Source organism: Bacillus sp. CBEL-1, from assembly GCF_004348885.1.
GTDB lineage: Bacteria > Bacillota > Bacilli > Bacillales > Bacillaceae_H > Priestia > Priestia aryabhattai_A.
The window spans coordinates 96312-112169 of sequence record NZ_SBIM01000008.1; the positions used below are offsets into that span (position 1 = coordinate 96312).

The 15858-nt window shown below is 35.5% G+C and carries 17 protein-coding genes and 1 riboswitch; of the genes, 4 read left to right on the forward strand and 13 right to left on the reverse strand.

The features are described from left to right. The 6 genes from EPL02_RS06495 to EPL02_RS06520 form a co-directional block, all read right to left on the reverse strand. Positions 1 to 984, reverse strand: a complete 984-nt coding sequence (locus EPL02_RS06495; protein WP_131887309.1) for a DMT family transporter — start codon at positions 982 to 984, stop codon at positions 1 to 3. A gap of 127 nt (positions 985 to 1111) precedes the next feature. Further along, positions 1112 to 1759, reverse strand: a complete 648-nt coding sequence (locus EPL02_RS06500) for a GntR family transcriptional regulator (RefSeq protein WP_094912224.1) — start codon at positions 1757 to 1759, stop codon at positions 1112 to 1114. A gap of 43 nt (positions 1760 to 1802) precedes the next feature. Beyond that, a complete protein-coding gene (locus tag EPL02_RS06505; RefSeq protein WP_131887310.1) occupies positions 1803 to 2780 on the reverse strand; it encodes a tetratricopeptide repeat protein in 978 nt (325 codons plus the stop codon). 101 nt (positions 2781 to 2881) lie between these two features. Continuing rightward, entirely contained in the window at positions 2882 to 3667 is a 786-nt protein-coding gene (gene ytvA, locus EPL02_RS06510) for a YtvA family blue-light photoreceptor (protein ID WP_094912223.1), read from the reverse strand. 162 nt (positions 3668 to 3829) lie between these two features. Then, entirely contained in the window at positions 3830 to 4318 is a 489-nt protein-coding gene (locus EPL02_RS06515) for a QueT transporter family protein (protein ID WP_131887311.1), read from the reverse strand. Positions 4319 to 4326: 8 nt separating this feature from the next. After that, a riboswitch (PreQ1 riboswitch) is annotated at positions 4327 to 4371 on the reverse strand. A gap of 283 nt (positions 4372 to 4654) precedes the next feature. Continuing rightward, positions 4655 to 5488, reverse strand: coding sequence for a formate/nitrite transporter family protein (locus tag EPL02_RS06520; RefSeq protein ID WP_131887312.1), 834 nt, complete (start codon positions 5486 to 5488; stop codon positions 4655 to 4657). A gap of 164 nt (positions 5489 to 5652) precedes the next feature. On the opposite strand from EPL02_RS06520, the gene EPL02_RS06525 reads away from it, so the two are divergent. Next, positions 5653 to 6333 carry a restriction endonuclease gene (locus EPL02_RS06525; RefSeq protein ID WP_131887313.1) on the forward strand — a complete coding sequence of 227 codons (681 nt, stop codon included), beginning with the start codon at positions 5653 to 5655 and terminating at the stop codon, positions 6331 to 6333. 140 nt (positions 6334 to 6473) lie between these two features. On the opposite strand, the gene EPL02_RS06530 is transcribed toward EPL02_RS06525, so the two are convergent. Genes EPL02_RS06530 through EPL02_RS06540 form a run of 3 tightly spaced genes read right to left on the reverse strand, consistent with a single transcriptional unit; the run spans position 6474 to position 9039 of the window. Then, complete coding sequence (locus EPL02_RS06530) at positions 6474 to 7409, reverse strand: metal ABC transporter substrate-binding protein (RefSeq protein WP_131887314.1); 936 nt, start codon at positions 7407 to 7409, stop codon at positions 6474 to 6476. Positions 7410 to 7426: 17 nt separating this feature from the next. Further along, positions 7427 to 8293, reverse strand: coding sequence for a metal ABC transporter permease (locus EPL02_RS06535; protein ID WP_131887315.1), 867 nt, complete (start codon positions 8291 to 8293; stop codon positions 7427 to 7429). Then, the gene (locus EPL02_RS06540; RefSeq protein ID WP_131887316.1) at positions 8290 to 9039 is read right to left on the reverse strand and encodes a metal ABC transporter ATP-binding protein; all 750 of its coding nucleotides are present in this window, start codon (positions 9037 to 9039) and stop codon (positions 8290 to 8292) included. The genes EPL02_RS06535 and EPL02_RS06540 overlap by 4 nt, the downstream gene beginning before the upstream one ends. Before the next feature lie 783 nt (positions 9040 to 9822). Between EPL02_RS06540 and EPL02_RS21260 the strand changes: the two genes are divergently transcribed. Then, entirely contained in the window at positions 9823 to 10008 is a 186-nt protein-coding gene (locus tag EPL02_RS21260; RefSeq protein ID WP_353653411.1) for a DUF3953 domain-containing protein, read from the forward strand. Positions 10009 to 10974: 966 nt separating this feature from the next. Further along, positions 10975 to 11331 (forward strand): hypothetical protein, encoded by a 357-nt coding sequence (locus EPL02_RS06550; RefSeq protein WP_131887318.1) that lies wholly within the window; start codon positions 10975 to 10977, stop codon positions 11329 to 11331. A gap of 25 nt (positions 11332 to 11356) precedes the next feature. Here EPL02_RS06550 and EPL02_RS06555 read toward each other — a convergent pair whose 3' ends face one another. The 3 genes from EPL02_RS06555 to EPL02_RS20810 form a co-directional block, all read right to left on the reverse strand. Next, the gene (locus tag EPL02_RS06555) at positions 11357 to 12241 is read right to left on the reverse strand and encodes an HNH endonuclease (RefSeq protein ID WP_256993410.1); all 885 of its coding nucleotides are present in this window, start codon (positions 12239 to 12241) and stop codon (positions 11357 to 11359) included. A gap of 65 nt (positions 12242 to 12306) precedes the next feature. Further along, complete coding sequence (locus EPL02_RS06560; protein WP_094913008.1) at positions 12307 to 13941, reverse strand: ATP-binding protein; 1635 nt, start codon at positions 13939 to 13941, stop codon at positions 12307 to 12309. Positions 13942 to 14146: 205 nt separating this feature from the next. After that, positions 14147 to 14284, reverse strand: coding sequence for a hypothetical protein (locus EPL02_RS20810; protein WP_094913009.1), 138 nt, complete (start codon positions 14282 to 14284; stop codon positions 14147 to 14149). Positions 14285 to 14775: 491 nt separating this feature from the next. Between EPL02_RS20810 and EPL02_RS06565 the strand changes: the two genes are divergently transcribed. Then, entirely contained in the window at positions 14776 to 14949 is a 174-nt protein-coding gene (locus tag EPL02_RS06565) for a DUF3953 domain-containing protein (RefSeq protein ID WP_286175301.1), read from the forward strand. A 375-nt stretch (positions 14950 to 15324) separates the two neighbouring features. Here EPL02_RS06565 and EPL02_RS06570 read toward each other — a convergent pair whose 3' ends face one another. After that, a complete protein-coding gene (locus EPL02_RS06570; RefSeq protein ID WP_286175302.1) occupies positions 15325 to 15852 on the reverse strand; it encodes a hypothetical protein in 528 nt (175 codons plus the stop codon). Between the last annotated feature and the right edge of the window lie 6 nt (positions 15853 to 15858).

A 15858-nucleotide genomic window follows, 5' to 3' on the forward strand; every position in this document is an offset into this window, starting at 1 on the left:
TTACAGATTTGTTGCTTGCTTCATTTCTGGTTTGGTTTCCCTATTCCCTTTCCTGCTTGATACGTAGCTATTTAACGCCATACCAGCAATAACAAGTATAATTCCAATACACGAAACGTATGTAGGTAGCGGCATGCCAAGCAGAATCATTTCACCAAGTAACGCAAACAATACTTCAAGCGACTGAGTAGCTTCGACTGCTCCGAGCTTTTTCATATCACCTGTAACCATATTAGTTGCTGCAAAGAATAAGACCGTCGCAATAACGCCTGAAAACAAAGCAACCCAGCCCGATTGAATGACCTGTGAAGCGCTAGGTGGGCCAGCAGTAAATAAACCATAAATTGCTAAGATAATCCAAAACGGCAAGCTGGCAATGGTCATTCCGAGCACGCGCTGATAAGCATCTAGGCGATTTGATACAATTACCATCATCTTACGATTGCCAAGCGGATAAGCAAACGAAGCAACTAAAATCGGCAATGTGCAAAGCAATACGCTCATAAGCGATAGCGTTGTTGCGTGTTCAATTTGCATAACCGCTACGCCGAGTAAAATAATAAGCGACATCGCTAAGCTCTTAAAAGGTATTTTTCCTTTTACTTGAATAGGTCCCTTACTCGTTTGGATTGTTTCATAAAATAAAGGAGCTAAAAGCGAACCTGAGATAATCGTAATTTGCCACGTTCCCGCAATTAACCAGCTCGGGCCATACGCACTCGCATAACAAAGCGGCGCGTAGAATAATCCAAAGCCAATGGTGCTCCACATCACCCACTGCATCGGTGCTTTCTTCATTTCCGCAAACGTAGCGTTCAGCTTTTTCCTAGCGATGACGATGATTAACAGTAGTGGAACCATAAAGAAAAAGCGTAAGGAAGCACTCCAAATCCAGCTTCCACCTTCAACTTCCATCATACGATTTAAAACAAATGTAAACGCAAAGAAAAACGCCGAGCACACGCCTAATATAATTGGTTTCAATTCCTTAACCCCCGTATGTAACACATAATAATGTAAATAAATTGTAAAACCAATATATCGCATTTTGGTTATTTATTCAATGCTATTTTAGCGTATAAAAAAGAGTCCTCACGTTTGTGAAGACTCTTTACACCAATAGTTCTCCAAGACTTAGCCAGTTTTTCTCAACAAGGCCCGCTGCTTGTATTGTCTCCTCGCTTTGACAGACTTCAATGATTTTTTGATGCTCATTTACAGATTTAAATCCTTGTTCTGAAGAAAATTTCGCCACTTCCAACCGGTAAATTTTTGACTCACTTCGCTCTAACGCTAACACAATTTCAGGGTTAGCAGCAACTTCCAAGAATACGCGGTGAAAAGCTTGATCCGCTTCAATTGCACCAATGATATTGTTTTGTTCGACCGCACTCTCAAGTTCCGCATTGTGACGAGCCAATGCTTTGAAATCTTCTTCTGTCAGATGCGGAACGGCAAGCTTAGTTGCCAATGCGTGAAGGACCGCAACAACGGTAAACGCATGCTTTGCTTCTTCAGGATTTAGCGAAGACACTTTGGTAATAGAGCCTGGAATCGATTCAACAAGCCCTTCATCTTCCAAGCGTTTTAACGCTTCTCGTACCGGCGTTCTGCTGACGCTAAATTTTTCAGCTAGCTCCTTATCATTCAAGCGTTGGTCCGGTGGAAACTCTAACGTAATAATTCCTTGTTTTAAAGTTTGATAAATTTCTTCTCGTAATGATAAACGTTTAATGGGTTTAATCAATTCTCTTTTCATAAAACCAATATATCAAATGCTGGAAGTTTGTTCAATTCTGGACTTACTCGCCTTTTAGGTTAGGTTTAAAGGTTTTGACAACATGGTTAACCAACGCATCATACTCTGCTTTTTTTTCAGCAGGATACGTAATAATAAAGGTATTTGAAACCACGTCTCCAAAGAAGAACTTTTTGTATACAATCATGCCATTTTCCACGTATGAAATAACATACCAATTATCTTTTTGACGTTTGTATGCGATGTTACTAATTTGATTTAACTCCTCATCGTAGTACGTCATAACCGTTTCGTTTGGTTGAATAATATTTGTATGACCTGCATATGCTGTAATTTTAACTTCATCACTATAAAAGACCGCGCCGTCACCGTTTGTTGGTGGCGGCTGCGTTTCAAATTCTGACGGATATTGAATGGAGAACCCATACCTGCTGTTAACGTACTCGGTATAGCCTGGGCTTTGAGGCTTTTTAGTTGTTACAGGCTCAATAGCTTGAGTAGTTAACTGAGATGAGAGTTCTTCATTGATTTTTTTCATTCGCTCAATATACTCTACGGGATACTCACTTCCATCCGATAACTGATGAAGTTCATACATTTTCTCTTCTGCTTCTTTATACTGTTGAGCTGACATCAACTCTTCAACTTTTTGCAAATAGGCTTCAAGCTCAGCAGGCTCTTCTTCTCTAATGTTATTTAACATCACTTTTGCTTCTTCTTTTACTGATGTCATCCCTGCTTCACTAATGACTTTTTCTAATCCTATACTGGCCACGTCATATTGACCTTCCTCATATGCTTCAACTGCTTTTTTCATTTCGCTTGCTTGGTTAAAATATACGGATGCTTGCTCACTATTTTTCCCTTTTTCATTCATTGCCGACTCAAAGTACACGGATGCTTGATGGTAATCTTTCTTTCCTAAACTTTCAATCCCTTTATCTAACGAGCTAGACGCAGCTGTACTTGAACAACCAGCCAGCATAGCTATTCCTATTAAGCTTCCAAGTAGATTTTTCATTTTCATCCCCCCACCTCTATACGTATAGAAGGTTTAATATCTATATATTACCATTTATAGACAAAAAAAGTCCGTATTGTTTTACGGACTTTTTCGAGAACTTATTCTGCATATCCAAGTACTTTTAAAGCGGCCTTGACATGCGTATAGGTTTTTAAGATTGTAAAGTTTACTTGGAGGTCTCTCATTTTTTTCGCTACAGAAGGCGTAATACCCGTTACAATAACCTCCGTTCCAGTAATCTTAATTAAATCATGCAGGTTATAAATATAGGCTACCACATCTTCATCCATTTCTAATAAACCCGAGAAATCGATAATAAAATGATCATCTTTACTTTCATCAATGTATGTTGATACTTTGGATGCAATCATATGATATCGCTGTTCATTCAAAACACCAACAATCGGTAGAACAGAAACCCCGTCTTTTACTGGAACAATCGGCGCTGACATCTCCTGCATCTTTTCGTAGTAATCATAAATTACTTCTTCCTGCTTCTTTTTTTCAGTAATATCTTTTTGAACCCCGATAAAATAAAGCTCATCATCAATCCATGTTGGATCAATAAATAAGTCGTTCCAAAAAGGTTGGTTTTCTTTTGTATAGTTTAGAATTTGTACATTGACTGACTTTTCTTCACGGATAGCATCTCGAATTTGCTGTACCGTATCTCGATTGGTCTTTTCGCCTTGTAAAAAGCGGCAGTTCTGTCCTACGATCTCTTCTTTTGTGTATCCGGTCATATCCAGAAAACCTTGGTTCGCATAAACAATCGGATTATCGGGTAAAGCAGGGTTAGTTAAAATTAATCCAGCTCTTGTAAAGTCCAGGGCTTTTTTAATAAATGCTAGTTCTTCTACCTTATGATCATCATTTGCAAGCAAGCTCTTCTCTCCTTCTCAAGTATAGTATAAAGCGTGACTTCCACTATATATTAGCGTAATTAACAACTTCTCTCTAATTCTGTCATATATTGTGCCTTTTTTCTATAAATTAAAACCATTTAAATATGAAAAAAGCTTACAGGATTGTAAGCTTTTTTCGTATTAATCGATTAACTTTGTAAAGTTCACGCGTTTATGAATTGCTAGCATTACTGGAATTCCAACAAGCATGACTACAAACTCACCGATTGCAGTTGTTAACCATGTTAATAAAAACGGGAACCCTAGTGCTAAATGAAGCTCAAACGCAATGATAAACATGGTAAACGTAAAGATGAGCGTATTTATAATCATACGAGCAACTGTACCCTTCGCAAACTTCATCGCAAAGATCATTAGTAATAACGAGATAAGTGATTGTCCTACCCCAAATACTAAATCATACGCTACCATTGGTGAGAAGAATAGGTTGGCTAAAAATACGCCTAGGACAATTCCATATAAATACTTCTTATTAAAAATGATCAAATGATTAAACATTTCCGCAATACGGAATTGAATATTTGTAAAGCCAAACGGCTGAATAAACATCGTTACCGCAATATACATGGCTGCAATAATGCCGTTGACTGCAAGTGTTCTTACTTTCATACTGCATACTCTCCTTAGTTTTTTTACGTGGGATGGTTCCGAACCACGTCTTACGCAAATACTAAAGAATCATACAGCAGCATGAAGTTTTAGTCAAGCCTTTCCGTTTATGTGCAAAAGAGAGTCTCGGAAAAAACAAAATCATTCTTTCTCAAAGAAGAATGATTTCGCTTCTACCATCATTAGGTGTAAAGATTCGTTCGTTTCATTGTGCTACGGCCCCTCGCTTTACGTGAGGAGAAACCTGAGCCTCCTCGCTACGCTTGTGGGGCTCAGTCTTTCCACTGGATTTATTATCTTTTTTTTCTGCACGAGTGAAAAATAAGAATGTTCCTACTATTTTGATAATTCCTCTTCTTTTAATGCAGTTGAAATCTTTTGCACCTCTTGTGTTTGTTCTGCTTTCTTTTTCTGTACAAACCAATACGCGCTTCCAACAAACAAAGCGCCTCCTACAATGTTTCCTAGAGTAACGGGAATTAGGTTATGAACCATGCCAGCTAAAGACACTGACTCAGGGTTGGGATGCAATAAAGCTAAGCCTAAAAACGTCATGTTCGCTACGCTATGCTCATATCCAGAGGCCACAAACGCAAACAACATCCAAAAAATCAGCATCATTTTAGCAGCATCATTTTTCGTTCGAGAAGCTGTCCAAATCGCTAAGCACACAAGCCAGTTACATAGAATCCCTCGAAAAAACAGCTCGCTCATCGGCAAATTCATTTTTTTCGAAGCAATTGTCATCATCAAATGCCCCTCATCAATTCCTTTAAATAACCCTGTTCCTACTATTAATAAGCAAAGGATGAAAGCACCAAGTAAATTCCCAACAAAACACCACGCCCAGTTTTTCAGCGTATCTCTCCACGTCGTCACTCCGGACAACGTGCTAATTGTGTAAAACATATGATTCCCCGTAAACAACTCTGCTCCAGCGAACGTCACAAGCAATAACGCTACCGCAAATGATAAGCCCATAACTAGCGATACAACCGGCAGCGACATTTGTGCAAGCGGAGCTCCCACTGACAAGGCTAGTACAACGCCAATTCCTACATAAGCCCCCGCTAGAATTGCCAACAGTAAATAGCTCGGCAGCTGTTTGTTAAGGTGATCTGTTTTCTGGCGAGCTGCTTCCGCCATCGACTCAAGTGAATCTTTAAACAACTGTCTTCCTCCTCTAAATATCATCTCTTTAACTTTACATTGTAATGGGGATTGGAGGAGAATTCTATCTTTTGTTTATAGCTGCTATAAATAATTTATTCTGTTGTAAATACATCTCATTTATTTTCTTTTTATGAGTCAAACTAAATGTAGGAGGGATCGCGGTGAGAAAAAGAAAAAGTAACGTGAAAGTAAAAAGTAGTGAAATTATATTACTTATACTCTTTACAGGTATCTTTTTAGTAGGCTATGTTTTATATTGGATTGTTTTTTTTATCGATTATTTTATAGCTGTATCTAAAGACTGGAACTATCTTCAATGGGGATATGGAGTCGCTCTCTTTATAGCTTTTCTTTACTCTCTTTATAATTACCGCTCATTAAAACAAAAAATGCGCTTGCATAACCAAATGTTAATTGAGAAACAACGCGAAGAAAAGAAATTACAAGAATTAAAAAAGTTAGCCGACCTGGATAAGTTAAAAGCTATGCATCCTAGAGAATTTGAGTTTTACATAGCTGATTTATTTTCGACTAAAGGATACGAAGCCATTGTAACATCGGCAAGCGGAGATGGTGGCAAAGATATTGTTTTAACAAGAGAAGGAAAAACTTCAGTAGTAGAATGCAAAAGGTATGCTCATAAAAAAATTGGACGTCCGGATATACAGAAATTTCACAGTGCGCTAATTGATTCTCAAGCCATTGAAGGCTTTTTTGTCACTACTAGTTGTTTTGCTAAAACGTCTATACAATATGTACAAGACAAACCTATTCAGCTAATTGATGGTGAAGCGTTAATTAATCTAATACATGATATAAAGAATTCACCGACTTTTGAATAAATTAATAGCTGTGTTCATGAATCATTTATAAAAGCCCCTGTTTCATCTAAAAGAAAACAGGAGCTTTAGCACCAAATACTTATATTTCTTACGTTAAAATTCATATTTTGATTCATTGTTCGTTTCTAATGTAAACTAGCTTATTCTTGTAATCCATTAATAATGGTATCCGTATTCCACTGCATCATTTTTAAATACGTATCTCCGTCTTCTCCCTCCTTTCCAAGTGAGTCGGTGAAGATTGTACCTGCAATCGGTACCTGCGTTTCCTTAGATACAGTTTCCATACTGCGTTTATCTACGCTGGTTTCTACAAACAATGCTGGAATTTTATTTGTTTCAATTAAACTTACCACGTCTCGAATTTGATCAGGCGTACCTTGGCTTTCTGAATTGATTTCCCAGATATAACCCGTCTTTATTCCGTATGCATCTCCAAAGTATTTAAAAGCTCCTTCACTCGAAATTAAGAAGCGCTTTTCTTCAGGAAGCTGTTGGATTTTTTTTACCGTATCATCGTGTAGTTTTTGAAGCTCTGCTATATACTCTTTAGCATTTCTCTCATAATACTCTTTGTTATCAGGATCCTCTTTAACAAGTGCTTCCTTTACATTTTCAGCGTATAGGATGCCATTTTCAATGTTCATCCATGCGTGTGGATCAGGCTCTTTTTCTAATCCTTTTGTTTCTAGATAAATAGGCTCTACCCCTTCACTCACCCGGTAAACAGGCGCATTCTCACCTGATTTATCTGCTGTTGTCAATAACTTGTTAAACCAAGCTCCACCTTCTTCTAGATTCAACCCATTATAAAACACAGCGTCTGCATCCGTCATTTCCATTACGTCTTTTGGTAGCGGATCGTATTCATGAGGGTTCTTTCCAATTGGAACCAAACTATGAATCTCAACCTTTTCCCCCCCGATTTGATTAACAATATCATAGATAATGGAATAGGTCGTAACAACTTTCAACTTTTCACTATTCGCTTCGTTTCCATTGGTGCTGCTGGAACACGCAGCTAGTGCAAAAATCAGTAGACTAATTGCCGACAGTAACCAAATTTTTGACTTCATCTTTATCCTCCAATCGCTTATGAAAGCTTAGCTCTATTTTTACGAATTTTTAGCGTTCTCCAAAATAATCCTTGTGAAGGTGAAAAGAAAAATGCTAGTGCAAATAGGAGTGTCGCAACAATAACGATGGTCGCTCCTGAAGCAAGATTGTATGAGAAGCTAAAATATAACCCTATTATAGAAGAAAGCGCTCCGATACCAGCAGCTAAGTGAATCATGACCCATAACCTGTTTGTTAATAGGTAGGCTGTAGCAGCAGGCGTTATTAGCATGGCAACTACGAGAATAATTCCGACAGTTTGAAGCGAGGCAACTGTCACCATCGTTAAAAGAACCATGAGTCCGTAATGAATCCATTTATTTGGCAAGCCGTAGCTTTGTGCCATGGTTGGATCAAACGTTGATACCAAAAGCTCTTTATAAAATAAATACACAATACCGATAATAACGACACCGATAATGAGTGTAGTCCACATATCAGAAGAACGTACAGAAAGCACGTTTCCAAATAAAATGTGATAAAGGTCAGAACTGCTCTTCATAAAGGTAATTAAAATAATTCCTATAGCAAATACAGATGTAAACATAATTCCAATTGCCATATCGTGTTTAATACGACTATTTTGACTAACAAATCCTATTCCAATCGCAGTAATAACGCCTGTTAAAACTGCACCGATAAAATAATTAATGCCAAGCATATAGGAAATCGCAACACCCGGAAGAACCGCGTGTGAAATCGCGTCTCCCATTAGGGCCATTCCTCTTAAAACAATAAAACAGCCAATCACTCCGCAAATGATTCCCACCATAACGGACGTTAACAAAGCTTTTTGTAAAAAGCTATATTGCATTAAGGCATTCATAAACTCCACAACTTTCATGATGAATGCACCTCCGTTTGGGGATTAAAGAATAGTTCTTGATTGACGTAGGCTTTTACCATCACAGCTGGTTCCAGTACGCTATTTACTTCTCCATAATGAATCAACTCTTTATTTAAAAGGAGCAATTTATCAAAGTAAGACTCCGCTTTACTCAAATCATGATGTACAACGACTGTTGTTTTTCCTTGTTGACGCAACTCTCGGAGAATATTAATAATGGTTTCTTCACTCGTTACGTCTATTCCAACAAATGGTTCGTCTAAGAAAAGTACCTCTGCTTTTTGAGCAAGCGCTCTTGCTAAGAATACGCGTTGCTGTTGACCACCTGACAATTCGCCAATCTGACGGTTTTTAAATTCTTCCATTCCCACTTTGTGCAAACACTGCAACGCCCAGCTCTTCTGCTCTTTCTTAGGTCTTTTCATTATACCTAAGGATGGATACGTCCCAATTAATACAACGTCTAAAACCGTAATTGGAAAATCCCAGTCAATCGCACTTCGCTGGGGCACGTAGGCAATTTGCTTCCTAGCGCTTCGGATATTTTCTCCTAGAACTTCAATATGTCCTTTATCATTAGGGATTAAATCTAAAATAGCTTTCATTAATGTTGATTTACCAGCTCCATTCGGACCAATGATTCCAACAAGAAGCCCTTTTTCAATTGCAAACGAAACGTCCTTCACCACTTGATTGCCTTGATACGATACAAACAAGTCTTTTACAACGATTGCGTCAGTCATTTTATATGTTCTCCTTCCCTTTGTGTTCATTTAACTTTTTTGCATATGGGCAAAACTTAGGTAAAAAAATATAATACCGTTGCATTACTAAGAGGGTAAAAATATTTTTCCTTAAGGAAACTTTTTTATATTAATCAAATTATATAGCCCATGTGCAATTTTGTAAACATTTTCTCATTGAGTTGGTCAAACAAGCTCTATTTATAGAGGATTAAGAACAGTTTTAAAATGCACATGTTTTTATTCGAATAAAAAAAGTAAAATAAACCGATTCTATTGATATTTTATGAATGAGGGAATATAATAATACCAAATATTTTACCTAAGGAAACTTTTTAGACAAAGGTAAAGTATTTAATAAAGATCCCCATCGAAAGTAGAAAAAAGAATGAGAGGTAGCCTAGAACTACTTCTCATTCTTTTTATTGTTATTTCATTGGAAGCTCTTGCACAGAAGGTTGACCAACTTTATTTACCTAGACATAAAAAAGAGCCATTATGTTTCCAACAATGACTCTCATACTTTTTTATTTTCTAAAGACTATTATATAGCATCATTATGACTATCTAGCGAAATAGGAGGTCTCTTTAAAGGAACTTTCCAGTGCCACCAGTTGAAGATTCTAGCGATGATGATACACCCAAGGAAGATTCCGGTACAAGTTCAATGCTATCCACTCATTAGCATTGCGGGTCCTGCCGACCGTGCAAATAATTCTAAAAGAGTACTTACAAATGTTAATCCGTTTACAACTTATTTTGTCGGTTATAGCTCTTCCTCTTATGGTATATAGTTTCATAACAAAGGATTATACTTTGCAGCCCTACGCGACGTTACTTTTCGGTTTAATCATGTTAATAATAGGACTGGTACAATTTCAAAATAAAAGTAAAGGTTTTGGCTGGCTGTTTTTATTTATATCTATCTATACTTTATATAGAAGCGTCGAGAGCTTTTTATTGAAGTAGAATTGACAATGGATGTAGATGAAGAAGTTCAACCCATGATTGCCCTACATCCTTAGCAAACCTTCTTGTGTGTCTCTCTTATTTATCATTCTCTCTTTCTTTTTAGAGAATAAAGACAATGCCATTAAAAGTGAAACTATACGTATGTAATTTTCGTTTAATAGCTAATTCGAGAGTTATTACTTATAAAAACCAGTTTGTTTTGGATTTTACAACTTTCATAGAGTCGGCAGCTTTTGTGAGAAGTCTTTTTATCCGTAATCAGTTTGACCTTAAGTTTTGTATTTAATTTAGCTTGTTGATTCACCTTGCTCGCACTCATTAATAAATAAGTAAGTAATGTATGAACGTAGGTCAAATTGATCTTCACTAACAAATGTAGAAAAAATGTTTTTGTTTTCGCTCATTGAATTTCCCTCCCATATAAAAGTTTCTAGTTCTACTATTCCCCGACTAGTAATCTCTTATACATCTAATTTCATATAAATAGTTTTTTATTATATATAGAAGAAATAAAACTTCATTAATCACCCTTTTGGAAGAATGTAGGCACAGTATAAGAACACAATATATATACTTATTTTATGCAAAAATAAGTATATAGGAATAAAATATACCATAAGTATTTTTCTTGAATGGTCTTTATCAGAGAATACATCACCCAATTCAGAACCATGTAAATCATACTATTTTTTTACCTTTAATAAGGGGTATACCATATCAATAGTGGCACAAAAAGAATGGATTATATAAAAGATTCTTTTTAATTTTGTTAATTAATTCTCTTTAAGTTAATTAATAACAAAGTTATTTCATTCACAAAAACAAAAATATTCCTCAAATTATATGAAAATTTATGATACAATATGTATTAAAATACAAAAATATGTGTACAAAATTGCCAACCTCTAGCATAAATGTCTACGATACCTATGTAACTATTAAGAGTAAAAAGGAGTGATTTTTGTGGATTTCGAAAACCAAAAAAAGTTGCTGTTAGATTTAATGATCACAACATGGGAACTCAATGGATCTCAGGTAGCTCTATTCGCCAAAGAGCTGTCGGAACAATTCAACATTAAAATAAACCCTTTTAAAGGAACTATAAAAGCCAATGAAGACGGAAAAGATGTAACACTGAGATTTCTATTAAACAATCAAAACATCAACGTTACTTCTATAAATTATGATGATAAGCAATTTTTTATAAGAAACAATATTGAATATAGATTAAGAAGAATCAGTTTAAGAACGATATGTGAAGTTCAGTATAATGGAGAAGTTTACATTCCAAGCTGGAAAGAATCAGTTATGCTTAGGTGAATGACATATAAAAAATCCATGGATTTCATGAAATCCATGGATTTTTTATATGTAGTAATTGCTGGAGTTCACTTATTGACAACCATGGTCGTTTACGATGTAGCATACGGTGACAGTTAGCACATACTAGAGCGATATCTTCTACTTTTGTTTCATGATTGTCGTCCATTTCTGATACAGGTTTCGTATGATGACCTTCTATATAACCATTTCCTAGCTCACCGTAGTATTGCTGAAAATCAAACTTGCATACCTCGCAAAATAACTTACCGTGCTTTTGTAAGAAACGTTCCTTTGCTAGCTTGATCACTTCAGGATTACGTTCTCTGACTAAGTGTTGTTTTAGCTTTATTTTCCCTTCTGAAAATCCTTCATCATCTTCCGTAAAGCCAATAAGATCTGCTTCGGTCAGCTTACGTATTACATCACCAACCGTACTAAATCCATACTCTAAAACGGCTTCTACTTCTGCTTCTGTTATCCCTTTTCCAGATACAACGCTATTTTTAAACGGTATCCCTATTTCGCTTAATAACACTGGATTATAAAATAGTTTGAAGTCTGTAAGAATGATACATCCTATTTGCCCCGTATGTGCACCAGCTCCAAACATAGTATTCATTCTACCTATAAAAACTTCTTTCTCGTCATCACCATTGGCATTACGGTATCTGTCCCATGCTTCTGATGCTTTTAGTACCTCGAAACGCAGGTACGTAGCCATTCCCAATACCGCTCTTTCGCCTTTAACTCTCTTATCATTTTTCACAAGAAAAAAGAACGGTTCTCCCTTGGTTAGGGATTGAAAGTTTTTAGTATCCTTACGCCAAAAGTTAAATTCGCTTGCTTTATTATGCAAAGATAAATACGTAAACCACTCCCTAGACGTAACTCCAATATAACCCTTCATGTTTTAACCTCCTGCAATCCACTCCATTGTTCTTACGCAAAGGGTTCTTTACCAGAAATTTATGTTTAACTTAAAAGCTTCCAGAACGCCATATCTTCCATAATTTCGTATTTATTATTGGTAACAGATGTAACTAAGCTATAGTGCTTTGGAAGTTGTGCTATCTTATTAACGATATGTACACCCTCAGTTTGGGTTTCTGGACTGAAAATAGCTTGTACTTCTTTCTTTTTAATCGTAGACACTCTATGTATAATCCAAGTCAATATATATTGCGTATAGTTATTATCCGCTGTTGCAAAATGATCTAAAAATTGAGTTGATAAAATCACACCAACTCCATATTCTCTCCCTTCCTTCATAACTTTCTTTAAAGAAGTGAAGTTTTGACTCAAGAAATTATCTGCCTCATCAACAAGGATCATTTTTGTTAACTCACGATAATCTCCTTGGATTGTGCTGTGCCCTTTTGTAGACATCTGAGAATAGAAAGTGTCTAAGGTAATTCCTACTATTAAATTCTGAACACTTTGGTCATAACCAGCTAGATTGATAACCGTTACACCTTGTATCATGTCGTATAGAGACTGTGTCTCCTCGCTAGTTGGAGAGAAAATTTCAAAGTCATAAATTTGTTTTAATGCTGCATACAGACTGTCTTCTTTTACATCCTCTCTATCCATAAATCGTTCAAACACATTATTTAATGTAGGTGGTACCAGATCCCATGTAGACATATCGGCTTTATGAATACCAACTTGTGAATAAGATTCAACAATTAAATCGTTTAATAATTGCTGTTGCTTTATACCTAAATTAAATGCATTCGAAATGGTTTCTTTAATGGTACTAGCTGTATGTAAAGGTAATAACGGCTTTGGTTGTTTCCCCCTATATAACGATAGCGGATTATATGGAAGGTGATATGGCTGATAAATTGTAGCATTTGTCGCTTCCACAAAGTCGTCTTTAATATAGTCACCTTTATAATCAAAAATAAGAATATCAATAGGCGTTCCATTTAAATTGGATAGAGAGCCCTCATGTATTTGTTTAATAAGAGATTTCGTAAACTGAGTTTTCCCTGTCCCCATCGTACCAACGATACCTGTATTTGTATGCATAATCTTGCTAGTCGTAGTTGGGTACCAATACAATGGTTCATTATTGCTCGCTGAATGACCAAAAAGAATTCTTAGAGGTTCTGTGCCGTCAGATAGTTTCGTAACGACAGGTTCTACACTTACAGAGCTATCATATAAGTTATGGTTCGCCGCAACTGCAGCAACTGCAGGGTTTTTTTCATAAATAGATTTTACATTCTTCTTTTCTGCTGTTTGTAGTTCCTTGAACACTTGCTGTTGTTCCCTGCTAAGAGTTTCATCCTTAGATTGTTTATCAATACTCTCCCAGCTCTTTATGAATTTTTCATATACTTTTTGCATTGCTGCTGGGTTTAAGTGCATGTGGACGTAGTAATTATCTTTTATAAAAAGATTTTTTCTTTTAATTCCATTTTTACCTACCATATATTCTGAATCGGCCGTGCGTATACCTGTCAGCTCTATTATTTCAATTGTTTTTTGTAAATCTTTTTCCACAAAAAACTGCCAGAAATTACGAAAAATTTGAGCATGAGATGTTTCTTCCCATCTAATTGTTTCTCCATCTATGTTCATTTCAAATGTCTGAGTGCTCATCAGTAAGTCCTCCTATATTTCTCCTCAATCTATACTAGTTTACTAAATTTGAGCTGGAAAATATTAAAAAACACTAAAGAAATTAGTTTTTCTATTAAAATTCTTGAAAATGATAAACTCTATCATCAATTAAAAAAGAACTTCAAATAAAAAAACATAGGAAGATCTTCATCTTCCTATGTTTTCATTCACCTTATTCATCTATTTATTTTTGCTTCTTTTTCAAATACTCCGCACGAAGTTTTTCAAGGTGCTGCTTTTTATCAACTTTAGTATTTTTTTGTTTTTCATGATACTTTGTCATAGCCATCTGGCCTTTGGTATCCAATAGATATTTGCTCACTTTGTTCACCTACATTTCTTATCCTTTAAAAATTACTTCACCCAATATACTATACCTTATTTTACTGAAGTAAACCTTATTATTTATTAATTAGTTTATTGCTGACTTTATATATAAGTGAAAATATCTAAAATATGGTAATAATAACTCATCGTCAAATTTTATTTATTTGGTTAGGATAATCAAAACAAAATGCCCAAATCCTTTATACAAAAGGATTTGAGCATTATTTAAATATGACCTGTGAGGGATTTGAGCTCCGCCCCCTTCCCGATCATTATTAATTATGTGAATAGACAACACTACGTTGGGCACAGAAGCTAAAAGGACTTGGGGATTACTAAATTTACTATGTGCGTTTCTTACTACATCTAACATCAACAATCACAATATGTTAATATAAGGTAAATTAAACTAAAGGAGTAGTTACAATGTTAAATCGTTTACAGCTTATATTGTCAGCTATAGCTCTTCCCATTGCAATCTATGGAATGATAAGGAAAGATTACAGCTTGCAGCCCTATACAATATTACTTCTTGGTTTAATAATGTTAATAATGGGATTGGTACAATTTCAAAATGGTAGGAAAGGCTCCGGATGGCTGTGTGTATGTGTATCTATGTTTATTTTATATACAAGCTTTGAGAACTTTTTATGGATGTAGCACCCGCTTTGAAATTGTTTAAGGTGAAGAAGTGAGATACACAAAAGGATATTAAATAGATTTAATCACCTACTGCACATATCACCTTACCTTTTGCTAAGGCATCTATACATAGTTGCCTTAAATCTTTAGCAAACCTTCTTATGTCTTGATCTTGTTTATCACCCTTTCTGTATTCTTCCAAAAGCGCTTCACATATTCCTTTTAAAGTATTTATTTCGCTTATTGAAAAAAGCTTACCTCTATATGGATTTAACGCAAACAACAACTTTAGATACAAAAAACCCTTTGCTACAAGGGACTGACCCCTGTCTCAAAAACAGGAGTCAGTCCCAACAAGGATGGCTTTTTTTAGTATAGTTTTGCTTTAATTAGTTAGCCGTATATATGAGCATTACCTTCATAATACCTATCATAGAAATCGTTATAACGATCTTTTAACTTGGAAATGTTAGTAGCATTACTTGAAATAATATCAATAACATCACTACTTACATATAGAAGATATTCATTTGAATGAAATGCTATATATGCTCGTGTTAGTCCTTTTTTTACACTTAAGCAATAATTATATACATCTGTCGGATTTAAGCTTCCGATAGTACTATAAACGATTCCATCTCTGGTACCTTCTTCTAGTACTACATGTTCTTTCCAACTCTTTAAATGAATAACTTGACCAATTCTTGTTTTAGCAGATTTGCGCTTATTGTTGACGATATATTCCGAAACAACAATTGCGTTAATTTGCTTATCCTTATTGAAAATATCATTAATAATTAATTTCAAATTAGCCATGTTTAGCGCATCGATATCAAATCTTACCCTATTATCTTGATGGACTTGAAAAAAAGGTGTCATTCCATTGCAATCGAAATCAACACTAAATTCTTTTAATTTCACCAAATT

Excerpts from the sequence above, each read along its gene's own strand:
- EPL02_RS06500 (WP_094912224.1), bottom strand. The coding sequence starts at position 1,759 with ATGAAAAGAGAATTGATTAAACCCATTAAACGTTTATCATTACGAGAA.
- EPL02_RS06505 (WP_131887310.1), bottom strand. The coding sequence starts at position 2,780 with ATGAAAAATCTACTTGGAAGCTTAATAGGAATAGCTATGCTGGCTGGT.
- EPL02_RS06515 (WP_131887311.1), bottom strand. The coding sequence starts at position 4,318 with ATGAAAGTAAGAACACTTGCAGTCAACGGCATTATTGCAGCCATGTAT.
- EPL02_RS06530 (WP_131887314.1), bottom strand. The coding sequence starts at position 7,409 with ATGAAGTCAAAAATTTGGTTACTGTCGGCAATTAGTCTACTGATTTTT.
- EPL02_RS06535 (WP_131887315.1), bottom strand. The coding sequence starts at position 8,293 with ATGAAAGTTGTGGAGTTTATGAATGCCTTAATGCAATATAGCTTTTTA.
- EPL02_RS06540 (WP_131887316.1), bottom strand. The coding sequence starts at position 9,039 with ATGACTGACGCAATCGTTGTAAAAGACTTGTTTGTATCGTATCAAGGC.
- EPL02_RS21260 (WP_353653411.1), top strand. The coding sequence starts at position 9,823 with ATGGTATATAGTTTCATAACAAAGGATTATACTTTGCAGCCCTACGCG.
- EPL02_RS06555 (WP_256993410.1), bottom strand. The coding sequence starts at position 12,241 with ATGAAGGGTTATATTGGAGTTACGTCTAGGGAGTGGTTTACGTATTTA.
- EPL02_RS06560 (WP_094913008.1), bottom strand. The coding sequence starts at position 13,941 with ATGAGCACTCAGACATTTGAAATGAACATAGATGGAGAAACAATTAGA.
- EPL02_RS06565 (WP_286175301.1), top strand. The coding sequence starts at position 14,776 with ATGATAAGGAAAGATTACAGCTTGCAGCCCTATACAATATTACTTCTT.